Annotated in this window: 26 protein-coding genes; 13 read left to right on the top strand and 13 right to left on the bottom strand. The window is 60.0% G+C overall.

The features are described from left to right. Positions 1–327 precede the first annotated feature (327 nt). Both ACW9UQ_RS01300 and ACW9UQ_RS01295 read right to left on the bottom strand, forming a co-directional pair. The gene (locus ACW9UQ_RS01300) at positions 328–1101 is read right to left on the bottom strand and encodes a Stf0 family sulfotransferase (RefSeq protein WP_458929184.1); all 774 of its coding nucleotides are present in this window, start codon (positions 1099–1101) and stop codon (positions 328–330) included. Between the two features lie 133 nt (positions 1102–1234). Beyond that, the gene (locus ACW9UQ_RS01295) at positions 1235–1816 is read right to left on the bottom strand and encodes a TlpA disulfide reductase family protein (protein ID WP_458929183.1); all 582 of its coding nucleotides are present in this window, start codon (positions 1814–1816) and stop codon (positions 1235–1237) included. Positions 1817–1853: 37 nt separating this feature from the next. On the opposite strand from ACW9UQ_RS01295, the gene argH reads away from it, so the two are divergent. Further along, on the top strand, positions 1854–3242 hold the full coding sequence (gene argH, locus ACW9UQ_RS01290) for an argininosuccinate lyase (protein ID WP_458929182.1): 1389 nt from the start codon (positions 1854–1856) through the stop codon (positions 3240–3242). Between the two features lie 98 nt (positions 3243–3340). On the opposite strand, the gene ACW9UQ_RS01285 is transcribed toward argH, so the two are convergent. Both ACW9UQ_RS01285 and ACW9UQ_RS01280 read right to left on the bottom strand, forming a co-directional pair. Beyond that, positions 3341–3871, bottom strand: coding sequence for a hypothetical protein (locus ACW9UQ_RS01285; protein WP_458929181.1), 531 nt, complete (start codon positions 3869–3871; stop codon positions 3341–3343). Between the two features lie 63 nt (positions 3872–3934). Beyond that, positions 3935–4597, bottom strand: coding sequence for a Pr6Pr family membrane protein (locus ACW9UQ_RS01280; RefSeq protein WP_458929180.1), 663 nt, complete (start codon positions 4595–4597; stop codon positions 3935–3937). Positions 4598–4638: 41 nt separating this feature from the next. Between ACW9UQ_RS01280 and ACW9UQ_RS01275 the strand changes: the two genes are divergently transcribed. From ACW9UQ_RS01275 to ACW9UQ_RS01265, 3 genes are read left to right on the top strand one after another with little or no spacing between them, the layout of a single operon-like run. Next, positions 4639–4956, top strand: coding sequence for a DUF2834 domain-containing protein (locus ACW9UQ_RS01275; RefSeq protein ID WP_458929179.1), 318 nt, complete (start codon positions 4639–4641; stop codon positions 4954–4956). After that, positions 4956–6224 carry a diaminopimelate decarboxylase gene (gene lysA / locus ACW9UQ_RS01270; protein ID WP_458929178.1) on the top strand — a complete coding sequence of 423 codons (1269 nt, stop codon included), beginning with the start codon at positions 4956–4958 and terminating at the stop codon, positions 6222–6224. Before ACW9UQ_RS01275 ends, lysA begins: the two co-directional genes overlap by 1 nt. A gap of 42 nt (positions 6225–6266) precedes the next feature. Continuing rightward, positions 6267–8942 carry a DUF4175 domain-containing protein gene (locus ACW9UQ_RS01265; RefSeq protein ID WP_458929177.1) on the top strand — a complete coding sequence of 892 codons (2676 nt, stop codon included), beginning with the start codon at positions 6267–6269 and terminating at the stop codon, positions 8940–8942. Positions 8943–9045: 103 nt separating this feature from the next. Here the strand turns inward: ACW9UQ_RS01265 and ACW9UQ_RS01260 are convergent, their stop codons facing one another. The 3 genes from ACW9UQ_RS01260 to ACW9UQ_RS01250 are packed head-to-tail and all read right to left on the bottom strand — an operon-like array spanning position 9046 to position 10748. Next, positions 9046–9354: a hypothetical protein gene (locus ACW9UQ_RS01260; protein ID WP_458929176.1), complete on the bottom strand. Its 309-nt coding sequence runs from the start codon at positions 9352–9354 to the stop codon at positions 9046–9048. A gap of 1 nt (position 9355) precedes the next feature. Then, positions 9356–9958, bottom strand: coding sequence for an alpha/beta hydrolase (locus ACW9UQ_RS01255; RefSeq protein ID WP_458929175.1), 603 nt, complete (start codon positions 9956–9958; stop codon positions 9356–9358). A gap of 28 nt (positions 9959–9986) precedes the next feature. Then, positions 9987–10748 carry a zinc-ribbon domain-containing protein gene (locus ACW9UQ_RS01250; RefSeq protein ID WP_458929174.1) on the bottom strand — a complete coding sequence of 254 codons (762 nt, stop codon included), beginning with the start codon at positions 10746–10748 and terminating at the stop codon, positions 9987–9989. Between the two features lie 162 nt (positions 10749–10910). Between ACW9UQ_RS01250 and ACW9UQ_RS01245 the strand changes: the two genes are divergently transcribed. The 3 genes from ACW9UQ_RS01245 to ACW9UQ_RS01235 are packed head-to-tail and all read left to right on the top strand — an operon-like array spanning position 10911 to position 13214. Continuing rightward, on the top strand, positions 10911–11588 hold the full coding sequence (locus tag ACW9UQ_RS01245) for a cell division ATP-binding protein FtsE (protein ID WP_458929173.1): 678 nt from the start codon (positions 10911–10913) through the stop codon (positions 11586–11588). Positions 11589–11593: 5 nt separating this feature from the next. Continuing rightward, entirely contained in the window at positions 11594–12469 is an 876-nt protein-coding gene (locus tag ACW9UQ_RS01240) for a cell division protein FtsX (protein WP_458929172.1), read from the top strand. A 13-nt stretch (positions 12470–12482) separates the two neighbouring features. Beyond that, on the top strand, positions 12483–13214 hold the full coding sequence (locus tag ACW9UQ_RS01235; protein WP_458929171.1) for a lysophospholipid acyltransferase family protein: 732 nt from the start codon (positions 12483–12485) through the stop codon (positions 13212–13214). Between the two features lie 189 nt (positions 13215–13403). On the opposite strand, the gene ACW9UQ_RS01230 is transcribed toward ACW9UQ_RS01235, so the two are convergent. The 3 genes from ACW9UQ_RS01230 to mnmA form a co-directional block, all read right to left on the bottom strand. Continuing rightward, positions 13404–14774: a dipeptidase gene (locus tag ACW9UQ_RS01230; RefSeq protein ID WP_458929170.1), complete on the bottom strand. Its 1371-nt coding sequence runs from the start codon at positions 14772–14774 to the stop codon at positions 13404–13406. Positions 14775–14941: 167 nt separating this feature from the next. Then, positions 14942–15727: a glycosyltransferase family 25 protein gene (locus ACW9UQ_RS01225; RefSeq protein WP_458929169.1), complete on the bottom strand. Its 786-nt coding sequence runs from the start codon at positions 15725–15727 to the stop codon at positions 14942–14944. Between the two features lie 245 nt (positions 15728–15972). After that, positions 15973–17118 (bottom strand): tRNA 2-thiouridine(34) synthase MnmA, encoded by a 1146-nt coding sequence (gene mnmA, locus ACW9UQ_RS01220; protein WP_458929168.1) that lies wholly within the window; start codon positions 17116–17118, stop codon positions 15973–15975. A gap of 130 nt (positions 17119–17248) precedes the next feature. Here mnmA and sciP point away from each other — a divergent pair, with 130 nt between their 5' ends. The 5 genes from sciP to ACW9UQ_RS01195 all read left to right on the top strand — a co-directional run bounded on the left by sciP (position 17249) and on the right by ACW9UQ_RS01195 (position 23030). Then, entirely contained in the window at positions 17249–17527 is a 279-nt protein-coding gene (gene sciP, locus ACW9UQ_RS01215; protein WP_458929167.1) for a CtrA inhibitor SciP, read from the top strand. Between the two features lie 99 nt (positions 17528–17626). Continuing rightward, entirely contained in the window at positions 17627–18337 is a 711-nt protein-coding gene (ctrA, locus tag ACW9UQ_RS01210; protein ID WP_458929166.1) for a response regulator transcription factor CtrA, read from the top strand. Positions 18338–18513: 176 nt separating this feature from the next. Continuing rightward, complete coding sequence (gene ligA, locus ACW9UQ_RS01205; protein WP_458929165.1) at positions 18514–20625, top strand: NAD-dependent DNA ligase LigA; 2112 nt, start codon at positions 18514–18516, stop codon at positions 20623–20625. A 31-nt stretch (positions 20626–20656) separates the two neighbouring features. Next, the gene (recG, locus tag ACW9UQ_RS01200; protein ID WP_458929164.1) at positions 20657–22747 is read left to right on the top strand and encodes an ATP-dependent DNA helicase RecG; all 2091 of its coding nucleotides are present in this window, start codon (positions 20657–20659) and stop codon (positions 22745–22747) included. A gap of 160 nt (positions 22748–22907) precedes the next feature. Beyond that, positions 22908–23030 (top strand): hypothetical protein, encoded by a 123-nt coding sequence (locus ACW9UQ_RS01195; RefSeq protein WP_458929163.1) that lies wholly within the window; start codon positions 22908–22910, stop codon positions 23028–23030. 234 nt (positions 23031–23264) lie between these two features. Here ACW9UQ_RS01195 and ACW9UQ_RS01190 read toward each other — a convergent pair whose 3' ends face one another. Then, positions 23265–23732, bottom strand: a complete 468-nt coding sequence (locus tag ACW9UQ_RS01190) for an iron-sulfur cluster assembly scaffold protein (protein WP_458929162.1) — start codon at positions 23730–23732, stop codon at positions 23265–23267. Between the two features lie 78 nt (positions 23733–23810). Here ACW9UQ_RS01190 and hisI point away from each other — a divergent pair, with 78 nt between their 5' ends. After that, on the top strand, positions 23811–24170 hold the full coding sequence (hisI, locus tag ACW9UQ_RS01185; protein ID WP_458929161.1) for a phosphoribosyl-AMP cyclohydrolase: 360 nt from the start codon (positions 23811–23813) through the stop codon (positions 24168–24170). Positions 24171–24251: 81 nt separating this feature from the next. On the opposite strand, the gene gluQRS is transcribed toward hisI, so the two are convergent. Next, positions 24252–25115, bottom strand: a complete 864-nt coding sequence (gluQRS, locus tag ACW9UQ_RS01180) for a tRNA glutamyl-Q(34) synthetase GluQRS (RefSeq protein WP_458929160.1) — start codon at positions 25113–25115, stop codon at positions 24252–24254. Then, complete coding sequence (locus ACW9UQ_RS01175) at positions 25115–25732, bottom strand: class I SAM-dependent DNA methyltransferase (protein WP_458929159.1); 618 nt, start codon at positions 25730–25732, stop codon at positions 25115–25117. Before ACW9UQ_RS01175 ends, gluQRS begins: the two co-directional genes overlap by 1 nt. Positions 25733–25742 lie beyond the last annotated feature (10 nt).

Genomic DNA, 25742 nt, shown 5'->3' with positions numbered 1-25742 from the left:
TCCAAACTAGGTAGTAAGGGCCGAGGGCGTTTTAGGGCCTCGAAAAGCGCCGATTTCAGGAGCCTGAGATCTTTTCTCGTTAACCAATCAAAGCTCTTAAAGCGTTTCGGGATAAACCTGAGACAAAAGATTATCCTGAAACGCAGTGATAAGCCGATAGGGTGTACGCGTTTCGATTTTATGCGATGTCTCAAGGTAAACTCGAAACGCTTTAGCGGCCTTACTGTCCTCGCCATTTGAACCCGCAGGGCAAAGCGGACCTTTGCTGAATCTGTGTCGGGGAGGCGCTGTAGGCGGAACCTTACGGTCATCTATCTATCTTCAGCCTCAGGAGGCAGAGCGCGCCACCTCGGACTCAAATCGTGCTCGCCATTTTCTGTTCGTCTCATCGGCGATTTTGGCCGTTTGAACGGGTATGTTATCCGCAACTGAGGCATCTGCACCCAGAGCATCAAGAATGCTCGCCAACACCTTCTGCGGCTCTCGCGCCAGCGCGTCATACGAAACTTCGAGTGGTTCTATTGATTGCTCTTCGAACCAGGATCGCCATGCTTTGTCAAACTCCACAAACTCTGACACCTGTGCCCTGATAGCATCGGGATCGTAACCATCTTCCCGCTTAACGTCTTGCACTTCAAGGTCGCTACCATCGGCATTGCGGTGCCATAGACCGGTCTGTTCGGCACGGATGCATGAAATAGCCTGATCTATTTTATCGTCACGATTTAGGTAGATAAACAGCGTTGGCCCGAACGTGGCCTCGATGCGTTCCAGGTCTGTTCGGCAATCTGAATGCATGTAACTTAGCTGTTCCATAAAGAACGCGAAGCTACCGCGCTGAAGCCTAAGCCCAAAAACGTCCGTTTCGCCTTTCCCGCGCGCTATTGCGGCCCTGACGATCGCGTCCAGGGTCTCTCTTCGTGACGTGAAGGTAGCCGTTTCCAGATCGTAGTATCTCAGCCACGCATCGACTGATGGTTTGTGAAAAAGCGACCCTGGGTTCCCCGCAACTTTTGTGGCCGCAAGCAACTTGCACAGCATGGTACTGCCACTGCGAGGCGATGTACAAACGACATAGGAGCTACAGTTCTGTCGAGCCATGGTGTTTCTTCAAGTAGGATCCCCAAGGCTTATAGCGGAAACCTGTGACAGTTTCAGCATTGCTTCTGTCGTTTCGAAACCGCCGCGCCCTAAATATCAGCGATGCCGCCAAGAGCGTATCCGCCAATGACGGCTAGGACCCACCCCTTTCAATCAACCGTTTCATAATCCCCAACGCACTTTCGCTGGTCCAGTCGGCCCCGCCGGTCAGGCGGGCGATTTCGTTGCCGTCGCGGTCCAGGATCACGGATACCGGCAGGCCCAGAACCGCCATAGCGCGGGCCGCTTTGCTTTTTGGGTCAAGATAGGTGGTCAGATGTTTGACCCCAACCTCGTCCTTGAAGCGTTTCAGGTTCGCCTCGGTGTTGCGCCCGGTGGCGATGGCAATCACCTCGAAATCCGCGCCGCCCAGTTGCGCCTGCAAGGCATCAAGCGATGGTTTTTCCTGGCGGCAGGGGGCGCACCATGTCGCCCAGAAATTGACGATCCGCAGCTTGTCGTTGCTATCTGCAAGCGTCACCTCTGTCCCGTCCTCGGTCAGATAGGTGACCGCGCCGCGCTGCACCGGGCTGGCGGCGATCACCAGCTTGCGCATATCGCCGGCGCGCATCTCGGTCAGGGCGGCACGCGTCGCCTCATCAAGCGGCTCGGCCTGCACGGGGTTTGCGCCCAGCACAAGGCCCGCGTATAGCAGGGCGGTGAGGATCGGTTTCATACTTGGGCCTCCGTCAACGGATTTCGGAACGCATATCATGACAAACGACAGCAGCAACAAGATGTGGGGCGGGCGGTTTGCCGCAGGCCCCGACGCGATCATGGAGGCGATCAATGCCTCCATCAGTTTCGATCAGCGTCTGGCAGCACAGGACATCGAAGGCAGCCGCGCCCACGCGGCGATGCTGGCCGCCTGTGGCATCATCAGTGATAGCGACGCCAAGGCGATCCGGGAAGGGCTGCTCACGGTCTTGTCAGAGATTGAGGCGGGAACATTTCAATTCTCGACAGCGCTGGAAGACATTCACATGAATGTGGAGGCGCGGCTGAAAGAGCTGATCGGCGAACCGGCAGGCCGTTTGCATACCGGGCGCAGCCGGAACGATCAGGTGGCCACTGATTTCCGCCTTTGGGTCCGGGACCAATGCGATGCGGTTGCTGCGGGGCTAAGGGCACTGATGACCGCCCTGATCGGTCAGGCCGAGGCCGGGGCTGATCTGGTGATGCCGGGCTTTACCCATTTGCAGACCGCGCAACCGGTGACCTGGGGCCACCACATGCTGGCCTATGTTGAGATGTTTGCCCGCGATCTGTCCCGGGTGGAGGACGCGCGCGCGCGAATGAACGAAAGCCCCCTTGGCGCGGCCGCGCTGGCAGGCACCGGCTTTGCCATCGATCGGGAGATGACGGCCAAAGCCCTCGGCTTTGACCGGCCCATGGCCAATTCGCTGGACGCGGTCAGCGACCGCGATTTCGCGCTGGAATTTCTGTCCTGCGCCTCCATCTGTGCCACGCATCTAAGCCGCTTTGCCGAAGAGCTGGTTGTCTGGTCCTCTGCCCAGTTCCGCTTTGTCACATTGTCGGACCGGTTCTCCACCGGCTCGTCCATTATGCCGCAAAAGAAGAACCCGGACGCTGCCGAACTGATCCGGGCCAAGGTGGGCCGGATCAACGGGGCATTGGTGGGCCTGCTGACGGTGATGAAGGGGCTGCCGCTGGCCTATTCCAAAGACATGCAGGAAGACAAGGAACAGGTCTTTGACGCCGCCGACAGCCTGATGCTGGCACTGGCGGCCATGACCGGTATGGTTGGCGATATGGAACCTAACAAGGATGCGCTGCGCGCTGCCGCCGCTTCGGGCTTTTCCACCGCGACTGATCTGGCTGACTGGCTGGTGCGCGAACTGGGCCTGCCCTTCCGCGATGCCCATCACGTTACCGGTGCGCTTGTGAAACTGGCCGAGGATAAGGGCTGCGATCTGCCGGACCTGACGCTGGCTGAATTGCAGACGGGGCATGACGGGATCACGCAGGAGGTTTACTCGGTCCTTGGTGTCGACAATTCCGTCGCCTCGCGCCAAAGCTTTGGCGGAACGGCCCCGGATCAGGTCCGCGCACGGGCCGCAGACTGGAAGGCAAAGCTATGAGAACACTGTTGATCCTGCTGGCCCTTGGCGCCTGCGGCCTGAAAGGCGACCCCCTACCAGTTCAGGACCCGCCAGCCGATCAGGACGCGTAGACCGCTTTAACTGTCAGTTGGGCAGGGCTTGATGCCGTTTTCTACAAAAACAGGCTCTGCGTCGGGGCCCGTAATAGTCATCCCCCCAAAGACGATCACGCTGTCCGGATCATCCTCCTGTATCATGCCAAAATAAACCTTAAGGCCATCGGGCAGCGTATCTTCTGTTCGACAGATCGAGACATACATATTGATTAAGCTGGTCCCGTGCAGACCCTCTGCCTTCCAGGCCTCTGTCTGTGCCAGGACCTTTTCGATTTCGGCCAGATCCTCTGGCGTGATCGCAAAGGCCCAGGGGTGCCTGCGCTCTTCAGCCTTATGTACGAGCTGTGAGACATGAGCGACCTTCTCGCCATTATTAAGCTCCGCCCCGATTGTTAGTGTTGCGGTATCCGGCTTGGCTTCAACGCCCTCAGGCAACTCGACCAGAAAACGCGCCTCTGGCGTTAGCTGCTCAAAAGGATTGGACTGCGCCAGCGCGCCTTGTGCCAAAGCAGCGGCCGAAAACAATATAGCGGCGATATGTTTAAGTCTCATATTCTGCCCAGCCTGATATGTCCTGCCCTTGGAACATATCGGGAAGGAATGGCCGCTGCGATATCAATTTGTCGTGGGGTGTGATGATAACTCTGCTCGCTTTGCCAAAATGCGATCAGCCGCAATCAAACAATAGGCGACTGACAAGATGGTAAGCAGCAATACGCCGATATACGGAAGAACGCCGCCAATCCCGGCCCGCATGATATCCAGAAAATAGTAGGGGCTTCGTTCGCTGAGCATTGCGCCAATCAGCGCCATAACCAGATAAATGGCGGGAAAACAAAGCCAGACAAACGGGCGTAGCAGGGACAGGTGCCCTTTCGGCACGCACCATATCCACAGGCCCAAAACGGCGGTTGGCACGATGTAGTGCAGGATCGTTTCGATCCGGTAATTCAGGGAATCGAACTGTATCGCACCATTCAACAGCAGGTGATAGGCAAGCCCAACCAGAACGATCATAACGGTCACTGCGGATATCAGATCAATCCGGGCCCTGGTCCAGCGCCCGCCTGCGGCCACATACAGGCAGATCAGCGCAACTGCAGCGTTGGACCAGTTGGTGAAAAAGCTGAACACCAAAATAAAGCCATCCAGCGGATGTGCTGCAGTGGACATGGCAGACACCAGGCGCAGCAACACCGTCCCGCCTGCCAATGCGCCGGTTGCGGCGATCAAAAGGCGGTGCAGCATTGGCATTGGTTGCAAGTCCGCAACTCCCATCTATATTGCCCAAGGTTTTAGCGGGGACAGGGTTGCCCATCATGTCCAGACTTAGAGGTCTATATCTGATCCTGACGGTGATCGGTACGGTTGTGCCGATGTATTTCTTTGTCTCGTGGTTTCAGGCGAATGGCTGGTCGCTTTCCGCAATGATAGATGCCTGGGCCGCCAATGACGCGACACGGGGCTTGACCTGGGACCTGACCATTGCCGCTATCGCGCTGACCGTGTTTATCCTGGCCGAACTTGGCGTGCGCAAGGATCTGCTGCCCCTGATCGCCATACCCGCCACGTTTTGCATCGGCGTCAGCTGTGGTCTGCCGCTTTACCTTTTCCTGCGTTCAAGGCCCCTGACCTGATGGATCACTTTTTGTATCGCGATGGCATCCTGCATGCCGAGGATGTCCCCCTGCCACAAATCGCGGCAGAGGTGGGGACACCGTTCTATGTCTATTCCACCGCCACACTGGCCCGACATTATCACGTCTTCGAAGAGGCATTGGCCAGCATGGATCATCTGATTTGCTATGCGATGAAGGCGAATTCCAATCAGGCCGTGCTAAAGGTGATGGCTGGTCTTGGGGCCGGGATGGATGTGGTTTCGGGCGGTGAGTATCGCCGCGCGGTGGCCGCAGGCGTGCCTGCCGACAAGATTGTTTTCTCCGGGGTCGGCAAAACCCGGGATGAGATGGCGTATGTGCTGGAACGCGGCATTCGCCAGTTTAATGTCGAAAGCGAGCCGGAATTGCTGGCGCTGTCTGAAACCGCCACATCGCTGGGGAAAACCGCCCCGATCACCGTGCGCGTCAACCCGGATGTAGACGCAAAAACCCACGAAAAGATCGCAACCGGCAAGTCCGAGAACAAATTCGGCATCCCAATCGCCCGCGCCCGCGAGGTTTACGCGCAAGCCGCCAGCCTGCCGGGGATCCAGGTTGTTGGCATCGACGTTCATATCGGCAGCCAACTGACCGACCTGGCCCCTTATGAGGCCGCATTTCGCAAGGTCGCCGACCTGACAGAGGCATTGCGCGCTGATGGGCACAGCATTCAGCGGCTCGATCTCGGTGGTGGTCTGGGCATTCCCTATGCCCGCTCCAACGTTATGCCGCCCCTGCCCAAAGACTATGGCGAGGTGATCCGCCGCACCGTCGGCCATCTGGGCTGCGAGATTGAGATCGAACCCGGGCGGCTGGTGGCCGGAAATGCCGGGCTGCTGGTCACCTCGGTCATCTATTTCAAGCAGGGAGAGGGACGGGATTTCCTGATCCTGGATGCTGCGATGAATGACCTGATCCGCCCCGCAATGTACGAGGCGTATCACGACATCGTCCCGGTCATCGAACCCGCAGCAGGTGTCGATCTGGCCCCGATCGATATCGTCGGCCCGGTTTGCGAATCCGGTGACACATTTGCAAAGCGACGCGACATGCCACCGGCCTCGGCCGGGGACCTGATCGCCTTTCGTTCGGCGGGCGCTTATGGCGCTGTGATGGCCTCGGAATACAATTCCCGGCCACTTATTCCCGAAATTCTGGTGAAAGATGATCAATTTGCCGTGGTTCGCGCACGTCCGAGCTTTGACGAAATGATTTCGCGCGATACGATACCCCCTTGGATGGAGTGACTCGGGGCCTGCCCGATACCTCCCCTAACAAAAGGCGACGGATTGCGCAGCGCAGATAAACTCCGCGATGAACTTCGCCTGAAAGCGGCTGAAAAGGCGTTGTCAGGGCATATTCGCACGACCCGTATCGGGATCGCGGCGGAAAGGCTGGTGCGTGCGTTCTGGCCGCTCTGGACTGTGCTGCTGGTCGCGTTGGCGGCCTTTGCCTTTGGTTTGCCGCAGCATCTTCCGCCCTTTGCGCTGCAACTGGTGATCCTTGCCGCTGTTGTGCTGGCCGCAGGGCTGTTCTGGAAGGGCTACAAAGGGTTTGCCTGGCCAACCAAAGAGGACGCGATCCGTCGGCTTGATGACAAGCTGCCTGGCCGTCCGTTGCAGGCCCTGGGCGACAGTCAGGCGTTGAACGCTCGTGATCCCGGTGCGGTGCGCGTTTGGGCGCGACATCTGGAACGCATGGCTGAGGCATCCAAGTCAGCCCGGGCCGGCTGGCCTGACCTGCGACTTGCCTTTGTGGATCGGTGGGGCCTGCGCCTGATGGCACTTGTGGCCGTCATGGCCGCCGCCTTGTTTTCCTGGAGCAATTCCAGCCCGACCCTGGAAGATGCGCTGCGCACGGATCCCACGCTGGAGGTTGCGACCGGACCCAGCTACGAAGCCTGGGCCAATCCGCCCGCCTATACTGGTAAGCCGACGATCTATCTTGATGGCGAAGCCGGGTCAGATCTGGTGCTGCCCGTTGGTACGCAGGTCACCGTACGGGTTTACGGCGTTGAGGACCAGTTCCGCCTGAGCGAAAGCGTTTCACAGAAGGAAACCGCGCTGGAACAGGCCGCTGAGGGCATTCGCAGCGCTGAGTTTGAGGTCCGCCAAAGCGGTGCCTTCGGATTGAAAGCAGGCCTCGGCACCGAGATTGAGTGGGACGTCACCGTGACCGAGGATCAGCCGCCCACGGTCGAGTTGTCCCAGCCGCTGGACCGCGCCGTCACTGGCGAGATGGAGCTGACCTTCCACGCCAAGGATGATTACGGCATCGCCGGTGGCTCCGTCACCATTGAACTGGATATGGAAGATCTGGATCGCCGCTTCGGTTTGGAAGCCACGCCGGAACCACGCGAAGCCCTGGTGCTGGATCTGCCATTGCCGCTGTCCGGTGAGGTGGATGACTTTGAAGAAGTGCTTGTCGAGAACCTGACCAAGCATCCGTGGGCCGGTCTGCCGGTACGCCTGATCCTTGATGTCTATGATGCCGCCGGACAGCACGGCATGCAGACGGATCAAACGGTGATCCTGCCGGGCCGCCGTTTCTTTTCCCCGCTGGCCAAGGCGGTTCTGGAACAGCGCCGCAACCTGCTCTGGTCCCGGGAAAACGCGGATCATGTGTCGCAAATGCTGCGCGTGATCACACATCGCCCGGATGATGTGTTTACCTCAAAAACGGCGTATCTGATGACCCGCATGGCACTGCGCCGGTTGGGCTATGCTGCCGAGGATGGCCTAAGCGCCGAAGAACGCGATGACGTGGCCGAGATGCTTTGGCAGGTTGCCTTGCTGATCGAGGATGGCTCGCTGGCCGATGCGCGCGAGCGTCTGCGCCGGGCGCAGGAACGGCTGGCCGATGCGCTGGAAAACGGCGCAACCGAAGAAGAAATCGCCGAGCTTATGGAAGAACTGCGCGAGGCGACGCGTGACTATATGCGGCAGCTGGCGCAAGAGCAGCGCGAAAATGGCCAGATGCAGTCGGCCGAGAATTTTGAAGGGACCGAGATCACTCAGGATCAGATCCAGGAGATGATGGACCGCATCCAGGAACTGGCCGAAAACGGCCAGACCCAGGAAGCCGAAGAATTGCTGCGCCAGCTCATGGAAATGATGGAAAACATGCAGATGGTCGAGGGTCCAAATCAGCCGGGGCAGGAGGGGGAGCAGTCTCTGGAGGAGCTTCAGGACACCCTGCGCCAGCAACAGGACTTGGCCGATGAATCGTTCCAGGAACTGCAACGCCAGTTTCAGGAACAACAACAGCAGGGTCAGCAACAGCAAGGCCAACAACAACAGGGCCAACAGCAGCAAGGCCAACAACAGCAGCAGGGTCAGCAAGGCCAGCAGCAATCAGGCCCCCAGGGTCAGCAGCAAGGCCAGCAAGGTCAGCAGAGCCGGCCAGGCGAAGACCCCACGCGCCCCGGTCAGCGGGATCGCGGCCAGGCCGGTCCTGGTCAGACGCCCGATGCCAATGAACTTGCCCGCCGTCAGGGCGCCCTGCGCCAGATGCTTAGCGAATTGCGCGACGGCCTGCCCGGCTCCACGACCGAGGAAGGTGACGCCGCTCGCCGCGCTCTTGAAGAGGCCGAGCGTCAGATGCGCGAGGCGCAGCGAAACCTCGACGATGGTGACCTTCCCGGCGCGCTTGATCGGCAGGCCGATGCGATGGACGCTTTGCGCGAAGGCATGCGCGGCCTATCGGATGAGTTGCGCCGTCAGGCCCAACAGGATCAGGGCCAAGGCAATGACCGCGGCGATAGTGCCGCCAATGACAACCGCGATCCGCTTGGCCGTCCCAGCGGCAGCCGCGGCTCTATGCAGACCGACCAGGAGATGGTGCCCGACGCCGACGCCATGGAACGCGCCCGCCGCCTGTTCGACGAAATCCGCCGCCGCTCCTCCGACCAGACCCGCCCGACCGAGGAACTGGATTATCTAAAACGCCTGCTGGACCGGTTCTGACGACTGCATAACTCAGCTACGCTGGTGTGGCTTCGCCACATCGGTAACCAGCAATGAGATACACCTTCAAACGCGGCACAACTTCACGAGACATGCGATAATGCTACCGGCCTTCCATGTGGATTTTAACGAGATGCTGGGCCACGACACCGTCCTGTTTTCCCGGACAGATATTGCTATCGACAGACACGGCCAAGAACATCAGGTGACCGAAGGCATGCAGGTAGTCGTATTCGTTGACGATACGATCCCCGGTTCTGCGCCGGATATCCTTGTTGCGAGAGGCACTGTCGAACTCAACAAGCAGGACCGTTGGGGCAAGCATGTAAAGTGGGCCGTCCGTACCGACGCTGCCGGTATAACTGAGGCGTCCGAACTCCCGGCCTAGGCCGTCCTGCGAGATAGCTGACATTTTAGATATTTCGCGCGCCGTTATAGCTCCGCTTCAACCAGCTTTGCGCCAAACATAGATCCTGATCCTCGCTGGCCCAGCCATGGCCACAATCCAGCATATGGTACGTCACACATGCACCAGCAGATCGGAACTGTTCGGCCAATCGCCGCCCATGTTCCGGTTTGCGCCGTTCGTCTTTCTGACCGGCAAGGATCAGTACCGGCTTGTTGTCCATTTGAGGAAAGCAAAAGTCTGCGGCCAACGGTTCAGGGCGTAACAAGATCGCGCCAGAGAACTGTGTCGGGGCTTCGGCCAGCAACGCCTCGGCAAAGACAGCACCGCTTGAGTAGCCGACGAGCAATGCGCCAGTTCGCCCAGCGGCCGGAAGTTCTATATCGCGGTTCAGCCAATCCCTTGCGATGCGCAGGACCTGAACCGTGTCAATAGATCGGTCAGCACCTCGTCGAAAGAATGTGTAGCCCCTGCCGTCAGAAAACAGACCTCTTGGTGACAGCAGATTGGCATCCGGCGCGATCTGGCGGGCAAAACCAGCGAGCGAGGTCTCATCCTGCCCTGATCCGTGTAATGCCAGAACGGTCAGTTCTGGCGCACTTCCGGTCATCGAGTAAGCGGATGCCCGCCTTCACCCATCACTCCGACGCAGTTTCGTCCGGTGCCATGGCTGCGTCGATTTTCTCGGTCAGGAAGGCTGTGGTATTGGACCAAACCTCGACCACCTTGTCACGGCTCAGATCAACTACGCGTACGTATTCTTCTAGATAGGGCTTGGCCGGTGGGTAATGGGTGGCGATATGGTTGCGGCCGAAGTAAGCACCAGCGGCCAAACCGCAGAGCAGAATGGCAAACAGGAACCCGGCCCGTCCACCACGACGGGGACCGCGTTCACGCTCATATTCCTGCAAAGCAGCGGCCAACGCGTTTGGCTTGGCCTTTTCCTTTTCCTGGGCAGGCTTTGCAGCAGCAAAAATACCGCCCCCTTGGGGCTCTTCCTGCTCAACGGCTACACCTGCGATATCCGCAGCCCGCGAAACCGACCGACGCCCCGATACCCGGTCATCATCGGGCACGTTGTCGTAATCCGTATCATCTTCGGCCAACTGCTGGCGAAGCGAGGCCATCAGGTCCTCTTCCTCTGCCTTCTGCTGCTGTGCCTCCTGACCAGAGATATCCATCTCGTCCTGTACAGCGGCCCGAATGGCATCACGCTCTGACTGCGGCAAACGAGCCGACGGTGCGGCAACCGGCTGGGTCAGCGGCATCGGCTCCGGCGGGGCGGGATACTGTACCCATTTGGTTTCGCACTGCGCGCACTGCACCTCGCGCCCCGCTTCGGGGAATAGTGACGCATCCACGTCGTATTGTGCAGAACAGTTAGGACAGATAATACGCATCAAGCTTTCCTTTATTGCGGCAATTGCAGACCTGTTCGCGGTCACCTGCAGCATCTTAGGTCAGTTTTAGCGACTCCGGCGCGGCTTGCAAGCTATCCTTATTAGGTTGAGCTTGGGCTGTGGCTCTGCGATTGTCGCAGTATGAAGCAGGGGGATACAGAATTGATCGCGTTCGAGGGGGCCAGTTTCGGCTATGGGTCGACACCGATCCTCAGCGACATGACACTTTCGCTGGAACCGGGCGGGTTCTATTTTTTGACCGGGCCATCTGGGTCCGGCAAGACGACGTTTCTGAAACTCTGCTATCTGGATTTGCGAATCTCCGGCGGCGCTGCGCGGTTTTTTGACACAGATACCGCCCGGATGGACCGTGAAGCGGTGGCCATGCTGCGGCGCCGGATCGGTGTCGTGCAGCAGAATTGCCAGTTTCTGGACCACCTGACGGTAGAGCAAAACGTCGCCCTTCCACTGGATATCGCCGGGCGGCGGACACCGCAGCATTTGCAGAATGTGGGCGAGTTGATGACATGGGTGGCCCTGACCGACCGCGCCGAGGCCTTCCCGCCAGAGCTTTCGGGCGGCGAATTGCAACGCGCAGCCCTGGCGCGCGCAGTGATCCTGTCGCCAGAGCTGGTGATCGCAGACGAGCCGACTGGCAATGTCGACCGCGACATGGGCCTGCAATTGCTGGGCCTGTTGGTGGAACTCAACCGAATGGGCCGCACCGTTATTATCGCGACACATGATCTGGACCTGATCCGTTCGGCCAAGGCGCAGGTGGCGGCCCGTGTGTTGCGCATCGCGCAGGGTAAGCTGGTCCAGGCGGGGGCGGATTTGTGATGCGGATGGCAGAGATCACCACCCTTCTGCGCGGAGATGTTGCCGCTGATCAGGTTGTCCCCCCCAGCGGCGGGACCGCCCGGCTGACCATCTTTGCCGCCGCGGCGATGGGCTTTCTGGCAGTGCTTGCGGTGCTGCTGGCGCTCAGCGCATCACGGATTGCCGGGCATTGGCAGGATGCGCTGAGCGGTGTGGCAACAGTGGAACTGCCTGCGGCCAACGATACGGATCTGGCAAAGCTGTTGACGGTTCTGGACACAACACCCGGTGTCACGAATGTGCAAGAGATTGGCCCCGCGCGCCAACGCGCCCTGCTGGAACCCTGGCTCGGCCCGGATTTCCCGGTCGAGGCCCTGTCGCTACCGCGTCTGGTCGAACTGCGCACTGATGCAAGCTTTGACGCAGAAAGCCTTCGCTTGCGGCTGGAGGGAGAGTTGCCGCGTGCTGTGTTCGTGCCTCGCTCGGACCTGCAGGACAAAGTGGCCGGGGCAGCGGGGCGGCTGGGCTGGATCGGCTGGCTTGCCCTTGTCATTACCGCCTTTGTGATGGCCTCAATTATCACCCTGGCGGCCTCGGCCGCGCTGGCGGCGAATGAACGCGTGATCGAAACCCTTCGCCTGCTGGGCGCGCAGGATGATTTCATCGCGCGAGCATTTGTCCGCCGCTTTACACTTCGCGGTGCCGCCGGGGCGGCGGTGGGTGTTCTGGCTGGAATTGCGGTGATGCTGCTCTTGGTGCTGGCCGGAACCGGGGCAATCGCACCCTTGCTGCCAGGCCCGCTTGGCTGGATTTTGATCCTGTTGATCCCGGTATTCGCGGGCATCATCGCCTTCGTTGCCACCCGCCGGTCCGCGCGGGTGACCCTGTCCCGTCTGACCTGATGGAATTGCACTGATGCTACTGATCCGCTCGATCCTGTTCGATATCTTTATCTATGGCTGGATGCTGCTGCTTGGCACCGTCGCCCTGCCCTACGCCCTGATCTCGCGCGCGCATACCTACCGGGTGATGAAGCTCTACGCCAATTCGGTGCTGTTTCTGTCACGGGTTATGCTGGGCATCCGTTGGGAAGTGCGCGGTCCGGTGCCAACAGGTGAGGTGCTGATCGCCTCCAAACACCAGTCATTTATGGATATCATGATCCACTTCAAGGTGCTGACCCAGGCGCAATTCGTCATGAAACAGGAGTTGAAATGGATTCCGATCTTCGGCTTCTACACCCTGCGCATCGGCACCACGCCGGTTGCCCGCGGCAAACGCGGTGTGGCTGTAAAAGACATGGTCAGCCATGTCGAGAAAGAGCGTGACGGTGCCAAACAACTGGTGATCTACCCGCAAGGCACCCGCACCGCCCCCGGCGCAAAACTGCCCTATAAGGTCGGAGCAGGGGTCATCTACAAGCGCATGGGCCTGCCTTGCATCCCCGCGGCCACAAATGTCGGGGTCTTCTGGGGACGACGCGCGATCCTGAAACGCCCGGGCCTGGCGGTGATCGAGTATCTTGACACCATTGAACCGGGCCTTGATGTTGACACCTTTATGACGGAACTTGAGACGCGGGTCGAAACGGCCTCGGATCGCCTGATGTCCGAGGCCGGGTTCACGCCACCCACCGACACCGCCTGATCCAAATGCGCCGCCTGACGGCGGCAAGACAGTCTGTGGCCTTCGGCCCGAGCCTGCCGGCGGCCCCCTCCGGGGCGGCCCTGCCGGGGGCGGATATTTGAAGAACAGTGAAGATGGGTGCGGCACCTTCCCTTCATTGTTCTAGAAATATCCCCGCCGGAGGCATGGCCCGAAGGGGCCATTCCCAGATCAGGATGTCAGTTTGTCGATGATCCGAATCCAGCTTCGGATGCCTTTGTGAAAGCTTCTGAGGTCGTATTTCTCATTTGGTGAATGGATACTATCACTGTCGAGGCCGAAGCCGATCATCATCGATTCCATGCCCAGATAGGTGCGGAAATGACCGACGATCGGGATCGAACCGCCACACCCGACAAAGACGGCCTGCTTGTCCCATTCGTCGGTCAGGGCATTTTGTGCCTTGCTGAATTCCGGCGCGTCATAGGGCAGGGTTGTCGCGCCTGAGGCGTCTTTTGAGCGGAAACTGACTGTGCAGTCCTCGGGAAGGTTGCTTTGGATGTAATCACGGAAGCTTTGCTGGATCGCCTCGGCGTTCTGATCCCCGACCAGCCGGAAGCTGACCTTGGCGGAGGCTTCGGCGGGCAGCACGGTTTTGAAGCCGGCACCGGTATAGCCACCCCAGATGCCGTTGACATCGCAGGTCGGGCGGGCCCAGATCTGTTCCAGCGCTGAGAACCCGGTTTCTCCTGCGGGCACCGACAGGCCCACATCCCCCAGAAAGCCCTTTTCATCAAATCCAAGCGCCGCCCATGAGGCGCGGATGTCATCGGGCAGTTCCGGCACGCCCTCATAAAAGCCAGGCAGTGTGATACGGCCGGTTTCGTCATGCAGACCGGCCAGCAGCTTTGTCAGCACCCGGATCGGGTTCATGGCCGGTCCGCCATACATGCCCGAATGCAAATCTCTGTCGGCGGCGTGAATGGTGAACTCTTCGCCCACAAGTCCGCGCAGCAGGGTTGTGATGGCCGGTGTTTCGGCATCGAACATGCCGGTGTCGCAAATCATGGCCAGATCGGCGCGTAACTCCTCTGCATTGTCTTTCAGGAAAGGTATAAGGGAGGGTGAGCCGGTTTCCTCCTCTCCTTCGAACAGCAGCGTGATATTGCCTGGCAGCGTGCCGGTGGCGGCTTTGAAGGCGCGGAAAGCCTCGACGAAGGTCATCAGCTGGCCTTTGTCATCGGACGCCCCGCGGGCGCGGATCACCTTGCCCTGGGGTGTATCCTCAAGTGCCGGATCAAACGGATCACGATCCCACAGGTCCAGCGGATCGGCGGGTTGCACGTCATAGTGGCCATAGAACAGCAGATGCGGCCCCTCGCCCCGGTGATGCGCGACCACCATGGGGTGGCCGGTCGTATCGCGGCGCGAGGCATCGAACCCAAGGGCGGACAGTTCTGCAACCAGCCAGTCCGCCGCCGCTGTGCAATCCTTCGCAAAGGCAGGGTCGGTTGAGACCGAGGGGATGCGCAGCAGCTCAAACAGCCGGTTTACCGAGGCCTCGATACCGTCATCGGCCTGTTTCAGAACATCATCGATCATGCTGGTCATCCCCTTATTGAACCTTTCTCAACATCTGCACATGCAGCAGCGGAGGGAAAGCGGAAAATCACGCCTGCGCAGGTCTTTACTTAGAGCATCATGCGGAAAACCTGAATCATCTGACGCTGCCGATGATGCGTGGTGTCTAAGGTGTTGCGCGAGACGCTTTAGGTCAGCTTGCGCGTGGCGCATTTGAACCAGACCCGCTGCCAGTAGCGGGCCGTGAAAAATCGCAGCACCCGTGCCAGGTGCGGCGGTTTGGCAAAATAAAGCTGCGCTCGGCCGGGTTCGAGATAGGAATTCACTTTGATCGGCGGATGGCCAACAATATGGGGTACCGCGAGTTTCGGGTGCAGCGGGGCCATATCACAGGGCCAGTCCGCAGGGCGGCATAGCGGATATCCGCGATCAAGCAGAAACTGCGCGCCGGTGTGCGAGATCGAATAGCCGAGTGCCCCCCAGGCATTTCCAATGCGAAGGATCAGCGAATACTGATCAAAAACCGGCTTGTGCCGCGCAAAGCGATAGGCCCGTCCCCCCAAATGGAACAGCTGTATGACATGTTCGCCAAGATAATGGCCGTCCCTCATGAATTCGGCGAATGGTGGGCCGACAAGGGTATCATCTTCAAGAATGACCGCACCCGGTAGGTTTTCGCTTACAATCTTCTGATAGATCAGACGATGAGACAGGGCGCAGGCATATTCCGCATCTGCCATCGGTCGGCGAAGCGCTTTGACGGTTCCCTCCCGGTCAACCAGTGCTTCGTATTCGGGGGGAAGGGCCTCGCGCCCGTCGATGGCATCGACGAAGCTGAAAGGAAGGTTCAGCGCCTCCAGCTGCTGGCGTATCGTGGCGCGCCGCAGATCAGCGTCCGGCAGTGCGATCACAAAGATCGGCCAATGCTTCGGCACTGCGGATATATCCGCAAGGGCTGTCAGAAGTTCATTCATGCAAGCAACAGACCCACAACATGAGATAGGTTGATCCTAAAGCATCTCGCGAAACACCTTAAACATCACGCACCATCTAACGCGTTGAAATCTGTGATTTCAGGCAGCGTTGGATGATTCAGGTTTTTCGCATGATGCTCCTGAAATAAGGGTAACACGAATCCCTGTTTAAGTATGTGCGGCGATCATTTTAACTTTCAAAGCAACGCGATGCGCAAAGGGGCGGAGTTTCGCCGCCCCTGATCTCAGCCTGCCGTGATCCAGCCGCCGCCCAGCACCCGGCTGCCCTCTGGCGCGTAGAATACACAAGCCTGGCCAGGGGCGACCCCCTCTTCTGGGGCCAGCAGTTCGACGACTGACCTGCCGTTATCGCGCGCAAAAAGGCGGGCTTCGCGCGGGCGCCGTGCAGAGCGGACCTTGACCATAAGGTCAATGCCATCTGACGCGGCAGACAGATCACCATCGCCCAGCCAGTTGATTTCCTTGATTGCAAATTGCGCCACAGCCAGCGTGTCGCGCGGCCCGACAATCACCTGTCGCGTATCCGCATCCAGCTTCACAACATAAAGCGGCTCTCCGCCGCCAATGCCCAGGCCACGCCGCTGCCCGATCGTGTAGTGGATCACGCCCTCATGCTGGCCAAGTACCCGGCCATCCTGATGCACGATATCGCCCGGTTCCGCAGCGCCGGGCCGCAGTTTCTCGATCACCGAGGCATAAGACCCGTTGGGCACAAAGCAGATATCCTGACTGTCGGGTTTGTCCGCCACGATCAGCCCGAACTCCCGCGCCAGCGCGCGCGTCTCTTCCTTGGATTTCAGATGGCCAAGGGGGAAGCGCAGGTAATCCAGCTGTTCCGGCGTTGTCGAGAACAGGAAATAGGACTGATCCCGATCAGGGTCGGCCGCACGGTGCAGCTCAGCACCATTCGGGCCATCAAACCGCTGGATGTAATGACCTGTCGCCATGCAGTCGGCATCCAGATCCTTGGCCGTCTCCAGCAGATCGCGGAATTTCACCCGTTCGTTGCAGCGAATGCAGGGGATTGGCGTTGCCCCGGCCAGATACGCATCAGCGAACTCATCAATCACGCTTTCCTTAAAGCGATTCTCGTAATCCAGCACGTAATGTGGGAACCCCATTTCCTCGGCCACGCGGCGGGCATCGTGAATGTCACGCCCGGCACAGCACGCCCCTTTCTTCGCCAGTGCCGCCCCATGGTCATAAAGCTGCAGCGTGATGCCAACCACATCATAGCCCTCGCGCGCCAGCATGGCGGCGACAACCGACGAATCCACGCCGCCCGACATCGCCACCAGAACCCGCGTTTCTGCGGGCGGTTTGGCAAAGCCGAGGGTGTTCAGCACGGGCGCTGGTGCGGTCTGGGTCATCGTTGGTCTCCGAAAGTTGTCGAGAGATATAGTAAAACTTGCGCTTTTCTCAAGCCAAGGTTTCACCCGACCTTAAGACCTGCCCCCTATTCCTACGCCTTGGGTGAAGTGAGGAAAGGGGACCTGAACCATGTATGTCAGGAAAAACAAGGGACCGGTCTTTGTGACCATGCCAGATGGAACCAAGATGTCGCGTGCTGATCTGCCACCAAAGAATACGCGCCGCTGGGTTGCCCGGCGCAAGGCCGTTGTTGTCAACGCGGTCAATGCCGGCCTGCTGCAGGAGGAAGAGGCCTGCGAAATGTATGGCCTCTCGTCTGAGGAACTGCACAGCTGGCGGATCGCGATGCAAACCCATGGCACCGGTGCGCTCAAGGCGACAGCCGTGCAAAGGTATAGACAACTTTAACGAGAAACCTTAGAACGGTTTAACGTGGTAACTCGGGGTTAACCATTACTGCATAAGACGGGGGGCGGAACGAATGTAATCTGTTTGCCGGAGGTTGAAATGCGCGTTTTACTGGTCGAGGATGATCGAACGACATCGAAAAGCATCGAAATGATGCTGTCGAGTGTGAACCTGAATGTCTACGCAACCGACCTTGGCGAAGAAGGCATCGATCTGGCCCGCCTTTATGACTATGATCTGATCCTGCTGGACCTGAACCTGCCCGATATGACCGGGCATGAGGTTCTGCGCCAGTTGCGCATGTCAAAGATCGAAACGCCTATTCTGATCCTGTCCGGTCTTGATGACACGGAAAACAAGATCAAGGGCTTCGGCTTTGGCGCAGATGATTACATGACCAAGCCCTTCCACCGGGAGGAGTTGATCGCCCGCATTCATGCCATCGTGCGCCGCTCCAAGGGGCATGCGCAATCGGTGATCGAAACCGGCAAGTTCAAGGTCAATCTCGACGCCAAAACGGTGGAGGTTGACGGCCATCCCGTGCATCTGACCGGCAAGGAATATCAGATGCTGGAACTGCTCAGCCTGCGCAAGGGCACGACCCTGACCAAGGAAATGTTCCTGAACCATCTTTATGGCGGCATGGACGAGCCGGAATTGAAGATCATCGACGTTTTCATCTGCAAGCTGCGCAAGAAACTCTCCGAGGCGACGGGCGGCGACAACTATATCGAAACCGTCTGGGGCCGCGGCTATGTGCTGCGCGATCCGGTGGTTGAGGATAACACAAAGATGGCTGTTGGGGCCTGATCATTTCAGGCCGCTCAGACATTGGCTGGCAAGGCGTGTCCTGCCAATGCACGTCGCTATTCAGCAAACAGATCGGTGATTTTTTGATCGCATCAAAGATATCCTGAAACGGACGCTTCTGCTTTCGTGCAAAACACATTAAATCCTCAAGGGACGCGACCCCTTCAGAGGATGCCATGACCAGCAAATCCGTTGACCTGTTGACTGAGGCTGAGGCCACGCAGGAACTGGCCCGACTGGCAGAGGTTCTGACAGCCGCCAACCAAGCCTATCACGGCGCAGATGCGCCCGAGATATCAGACGCTGATTATGACGCCCTGAAACGGCGCAATGCAGCGATCGAGGCGCGCTTTCCCGCCCTGAAACGGGATGACAGCCCCAGCGAACAGGTCGGCTATGCCCCGGCGCGGGGCTTTGGCAAGATACAGCACGAACAGCGGATGCTGTCGCTTTCCAATGCGTTTGACGATGCCGATGTCACTGATTTCGACGCCGGGATCCGGCGGTATCTTGATCTGCCGGATGACGCCGCGCTGGCTTACACCGCTGAACCCAAGATCGACGGCCTGTCGCTCTCGCTGCGCTATGAGCATGGCAAACTTGTCTATGCCGCCACCCGTGGCGACGGTACCGAAGGTGAGGACGTCACTGCCAACGCCCGCACCGTCGATGATATCCCGACCGAATTGACCGGCGCACCGGATATCCTTGAGGTCCGGGGCGAGGTCTATATGAGCCACGCCGCCTTTGCCGATCTCAATGCCCGGCAGGAGGCCGCCAACGCAAAAACATTCGCCAACCCGCGCAACGCCGCCGCAGGGTCCCTGCGCCAGCTTGACGCCAAAGTCACCGCCACCCGCCCGCTGCAATTCTTTGCCTATGCCTGGGGCGTAACCTCGGACCCGCTGGCTGAAACGCAGAAAGGCGCGTTGGACCGTCTGTGCACGCTGGGCTTTCAGATCAACGACCGCACCGCCCTATGCGCCAACCCCGCCGCGATGCTGGCCCATTACGCCCAGATCATGGCCGATCGCGCGACGCTGGGCTATGATATCGACGGCGTGGTCTACAAGGTGGATGACCTTGGCTATCAGGCGCGGCTCGGCTTCCGCTCCACCACGCCGCGCTGGGCCATCGCCCATAAATTCCCCGCCGAAGAGGCCGTCACCCAACTCGAAGAAATCGAAATTCAGGTCGGACGCACCGGCGCATTGTCCCCGGTGGCGCGGCTGACACCGGTCACGGTGGGCGGGGTCGTGGTGTCTAACGCCACGCTGCACAACGCGGATTACATCGCCGGGCGCGACAGCAACGGCATGCCCATCCGCGAGGGCCGCGATATCCGCGCCGGTGACTGGGTCACCATCTATCGCGCTGGCGATGTAATCCCCAAAGTCAAGGATGTCGACCTGTCGCGCCGCCCTGCGGACGCAAAACCCTACGTCTTTCCAACGACATGCCCCGAATGCGGCTCTGACGTCATCCGCCCCGAGGGGGAGGCGGTGGCCCGCTGCACCGGCGAGCTGACCTGCCCCGCACAAGCGGTGGAACGGCTGAAACACTTCGTCTCCCGCGCGGCTTTTGATATCGAAGGGCTGGGTGCCAAACAGATCGAAGCCTTCTACAAAATGGGTTGGGTGAAGGAACCCGCAGAGATTTTCACCCTGAAAGACCGCTATGGCGCCGGGCAGGCGCAGCAGGTCCAGAACCTAGAGGGCTGGGGCGACCGCTCTGCCCAGAACCTCTTTGCCGCGATTGACGAGCGGCGCAACATTCCGCTGGCCCGCCTGATTTTCGCCCTAGGCATTCGCCATGTCGGCGAAAGCACCGCCGCCCTTCTGGCCCGGCATTACCTGAACTGGGACACGCTTAGCACCGCCATGGCCGCAGCGCAGGACCATACCGGCCCGGAATGGGAGGCATTGAACGACATCGACGGCGTCGGCACCGTGATGGCCGGCGCATTGGTCGATTTCTTTCACCAACAGCAAAGCCGCGATGCCGTCGACCGCCTGCTGGCCCATCTGCAGGTCCAGGAGGCAAAGGCCGCCGCCACCGACAGCCCCGTGGCGGGCAAAACCGTGGTCTTTACCGGCACCCTTGAAACCATGAGCCGCGCCGAAGCCAAGGCACAGGCCGAGGCACTGGGGGCCAAAGTCTCTGGCTCGGTCTCGGCGCGGACGGATATTCTGGTGGCTGGTCCTGGGGCCGGATCAAAGCTGAAGAAAGCCGAAGATCTTGGGATCGAGGTCATGACCGAAGAAGACTGGCGCGCATTGGTGGGTTGATCCCGCGCCCCCCGCGCCGTCAAATACACGCATGAGCACCCGGCCCCATATCCTGTTTCCGCTGTTTGGCGATCTGGCAAAACTGCCCGGCATCGGCCCAAAAACGGCCGAGGCGCTGGTCAAAGCCGGGATCGAAAAACCGCTCGACCTGCTGACGACCCTGCCGCATTCCGTGATCGACCGCCGCCCGCGCCATACAATCAACGGTGCCCCCCTGCCTGCCGTGGTCACGCTGGAGGTTGAGATCGGCCTGCACCAGCCCCCCAAGGCCCGGGGCCGCCCCTATCGCGTCATGGTCCGCGACGCAGAGACCGAGTTTCAGCTGGTCTTTTTCCATGCGCGCGAGGATTGGCTGCGCAAACAGCTGCCCGCCGGCCAGCGGCGAGTGGTGTCGGGCAAGGCGGAACTCTTCGACGGTCTGGCTCAGATGGTGCATCCCGACCACATCCTGAGCGTGGCCGAGGCCGACACGTTGCCAGAGTTCGAGCCGGTCTATCCACTGACCGCAGGCGTGACCCAGAAGGTCATGACCAAAGCCATCGGCGCTGTGCTGGACGATCTGCCGGATCTGGAAGAATGGATCGAGCCCAGCATCCTGAAGCGCGAGAAATGGCATGACTGGCAAACCTGCCTACGGCAGGCGCATAACCCGCGCGGCATGGCAGAGGTCTCAGCCAACAGCCCGGCCCGGCTGCGGCTGGCCTATGACGAGTTTCTGGCCCATCAGATGACTCTGGCCCTGGCCCGCGCGCAGGAGAAAAAGCGGATTGGTCGTCCTACGGTCGGCGACGGCAGCTTGCGACAGGCCGTACTGGACGCCCTGCCGTTCTCGCCCACCGATGCGCAGACCCGGTCCGTCCAGGAGATCATCACGGACATGGCCAGCGATCAGCGCATGCACCGCCTGCTGCAAGGTGATGTCGGCGCGGGTAAGACGCTGGTGGCGCTGATGGCCATGCTGAACGCGGTCGAGGCAGGCGGGCAGGCGGCGATGATGGCCCCGACAGAAATTCTGGCGCGGCAGCATTACGCCGGTTTGCAACCGCTGGCCGACACCGCAGGCGTGCGGATTGAGCTTTTGACCGGGCGCGATACCGGGGCAGAGCGGGCGGCCAAGCTCGCCCGCATCGCGGACGGCACCGCGCAGCTTGTGGTCGGCACCCATGCGCTGTTTTCCGACGATGTCGCCTTTGCCGACCTGCGGCTGGGGATCGTGGACGAGCAGCACCGCTTCGGTGTCCGCCAACGGCTGGGGCTAAGCGCCAAGGGCGCGCGGGTCGATGTGCTGGTGATGACAGCAACACCGATCCCGCGGTCCCTGGAGCTGGCCCATTACGGCGATCTGGACCTCAGCGTGCTGGACGAAAAGCCCCCCGGGCGGCAACCGATCGAAACCGTTATGGTCTCGTCCGACCGGCTCAGCCAGGTTGTGGACCGCTTGGGCAAGGCCATCGCAGCGGGCCGTCAGGCCTATTGGGTGTGCCCTCTGGTCGAGGAAAGCGAGGTCGTGGCCATGGCTGCGGCCGAAGAACGCTTCAAGGCGTTGCGCGCTGCCTTAGGGGAAGAGGCTGTCGGGCTGGTTCATGGCCAGATGCCACCATCGCAGAAAGATGCGGCCATGGCGGATTTCGCCGCCGGGCGCACCAAGCTTCTGGTGGCAACCACGGTGATCGAGGTTGGCGTGGATGTGCCCAATGCCTCAATTATGGTGATCGAGGCGGCGCAGCATTTCGGGCTGGCCCAGTTGCACCAGTTGCGGGGGCGTGTGGGGCGCGGCACGGAAAAATCGACCTGTATGCTGCTTTATGATCCGCCACTGGGCGAAACCGCCCGTGCAAGGCTTGAAGTGATGCGCGAGACTGAGGACGGGTTTCGCATCGCCGAGACGGATCTGAAACTGCGCGGCGCGGGCGACGTGCTGGGGGTTCAGCAATCCGGCCTGCCGAGGTTCCGCGTGGCGGATCTGGAAAATCAGGCGGGGCTTATGCAGGTGGCGCAGGATGATGCGCGTTTGCTGCTAAGCCGTGATGCGAATCTCAAGACCGAACGTGGCGATGCGCTGCGTCAGCTTTTGTTCCTGATGGAGCAGGACAAGGCGATCCGGCTGCTGTCGGCCGGGTAGGGTGGGTTTAAACCCACCCTACAAGTGCAGCGCTAAGGTACTGAAACACTATCATAAATCCCGTGTGTTCCAAAATGTTCTCAAATGTTCCTTAAAAGTTCTTGACGAATCGTTACCGAATAGGAGAACATACAAGCAACACGAACAGAGGATGCTCACCATGATCGCCACGTTTCGCCGCATAACCGACACGGCCCCCCGGGCACTGATCACCGATGCGCTGGGACTGGCGGTGATCTGCGGGATCTTTCTGTTCAGCCTGTTTCTTCCTGGACTGATCTGACCTCTTTGCCTGCGGACCGTGTTCATGCGTCGGGCCATTGCCTGCCTCGGCGAGATGCTTGCCCATCTTTCCCATGACGGATCGCCAACTTACCGCCGCAGCCCTACCGGGTCTGCGGCGTTTTTCTTTTCTCTGACCGTGTAATATCTCAAGAAATACCTGAGACATCAGGCAACTCCCGACAATTCAATGTCGCATGACGCGTTAAAGACAGGTCCGCGCAGCCGGATTGGCTCAGGTGCTTTGTGAGACGCTCTGGCTGCTCTTGGCCAAAGCCTCGTCAAATGCCTCAAGCGTCGCATCCAGAGCCAGCAGAATAGAGGCATGGCGATTCTTGTAATCCCGGGCCGGCTCCAGCACTTCGAAGCCGTCAAAGGGGGCGCCCGGAACGGGTCCGCCGGATTTCAGCATGTCATGCAACTGGGTGCGGGCTGTCGTGATTTCTGCCCGGCTGCGCCCGATCATCTGCGCCCCCGATACCGCGGCAGAGGCCTGTCCCAGCGCACAGGCTTTCACATCCTGGGCGTACGCACTGATCCGCCCGTCCTGCAATGCCAGATCCACCGTCACCGTCGACCCGCATAGTGGTGAGCGTTTGAACGCAGTGGCATCAGGGGCCGTCAGCCGCTCCTGATGCGGAATGCTGGTGGTCAGCGCCAGAATCCGCTGAGAATAGAGTTTGATCAGATCCGCATCGCTCATCCGCGCCACGCTTTCCATTTTCATTTCACAACAATAGATAGGACGGAATAGCGCTTTGGGAAAGGAACGGTACGTCGCATGGCAAAATTCGATCCAGGTAACCTGAAATATGACACCAACGGTCTGATCCCGGCAATCGCACAGGACGCCAGCACGGGCGAGGTGCTGATGATGGCCTGGATGAATGCCGACAGCCTGACCGAAACCCTGCGGACCGGCGATGTCACCTACTGGTCCCGTTCACGGGCAGAGCTGTGGCGCAAGGGGGCGACCTCGGGCCATGTGCAAAAGCTGGTATCGCTCAGGATCGATTGCGACCGGGATTGCCTGCTGATGCAGGTCGATCAGACCGGCCCGGCCTGTCACACCGGGCGGCGCAATTGCTTTTACACCGAACTTCAGGATGGGATTGAGGTGATCACCTCAGATCCGCTCTGACGCGTCATGCGAAAATGTGAATCATCCAACGCTGCCTGAAATCAAAGATTTCAACGCGTTCGATGATACATGATATCTCAGCTATTTCGCGAGACGCTCCAACCCCACCATCTGCCGAATGTCATCCACCGTTGCGCCATCGGCGCGGTATGTCGCGATAGCGCGGGCATCATCCCGCTTTGCCAGACGCTTGCCAGTGTCATCCCGGATCAGCCTATGATGGTGATAAACCGGCGTCGGCAGGTCCAGCAGCGCTTGAAGCAGAACATGGCTCTGGGTGGCCTCACGCAGATCCTCGCCCCGGGTGACATGGCTGATCTGCTGAAACGCATCATCCACGACCACCGACAGGTGATAGGATGTGCCGGTGCCATGCCGCCCCAGCACCACATCGCCGACCTGGTGGATCAGGGCCTCAGCACAAACCGTCACCACCCCCGGCTCGGTTCCGGTCTCCACATAGGTCAGGTCCCGCCCGCCAAGTGCCTCAACCGCCCGGCGCATATCCAGACGCAACACCGGCACATCGGGCAGTGGCCCTGTACGCGGCAGGCCTCGGCATGTGCCGGGGTAAACGATACCATCCGGCCCGATCAGCGGCATGCCCTCGTTTGGCGCGGACGCGGCCGCTTGCACATCGCGGCGGCTGCAGCTGCAGGCAAAAACCAGACCGCGATCCCAAAGCGCCGCCAGCGTCTCCCGATACAGCGGGAACCGCTCGGACTGCCGCAATATCGGTTCGGGCCAGCTTACCCCCAGCCAGCGAAGGTCATCGTAAATCTGCGCTTCCCACTCAGGGCGGCACCGGGTGATGTCCGTGTCCTCGATACGCAGCAAAAACGCGCCACCCGCGGCCTGCGCCCGTTCAAAGGCAGTCAATGCAGAAAACGCATGCCCCAGATGCAGCGGCCCGGTTGGCGATGGCGCAAAGCGTTCGGTGTGCATCAGGTCTTGCGCAAGACATAGACTGTGGCACCCAGCCCAATACCGGTGACATGGTCCCCATGTTCCTTGAACAGCAATGCCGCCCGACCGCTGTCGATATTGCCGCGAATACGGGCCTCATAGGCCGGATCAGCCAAGGCGTGATCGTTCAGGGTGAACACGAAACACCCACCGGCGGGCAGCAGTGCCAGGACAGCGTCAATCGTCTCTGGTGGGGCATGGCCGGGGCTGAACAACCCGATGGCCGAGGCATTTTTGTAATCGCCGGGGGCAAAGGGAAACGGGTCCGCGACATCGGTGTGATGCAGGCTGCGATACACGCCCTTGCTGCGCGCACCCTCCAGCATCTCGGCGCTGAAATCGGCCCCGTCAATCAGCGTGAACCCGGCCTTTGCCAACGCCTGACCCGACAGACCCGTGCCGCAGCCGATATCCAGCAAGGGGGCCGCCGGATCAGCCCCATGCCCGGCCAGCGCCGCCGCACACCGTGTCGGCCCGACATACCCCTGCGAGGTCAGCTCAGCATCATAGCTGCCGGACCAATCCCGATAAAGGCCCCGGGTCTCCCCCGCGCTTTCCAGATCGTAAACGTCGGTCAGAAAGGTCTTGTCATTCATACCGTCAGCG

The sequence above is a fragment of the Halovulum sp. GXIMD14793 genome (assembly GCF_054457435.1).
This window is presented reverse-complemented; position numbering and strand designations above follow the sequence as displayed.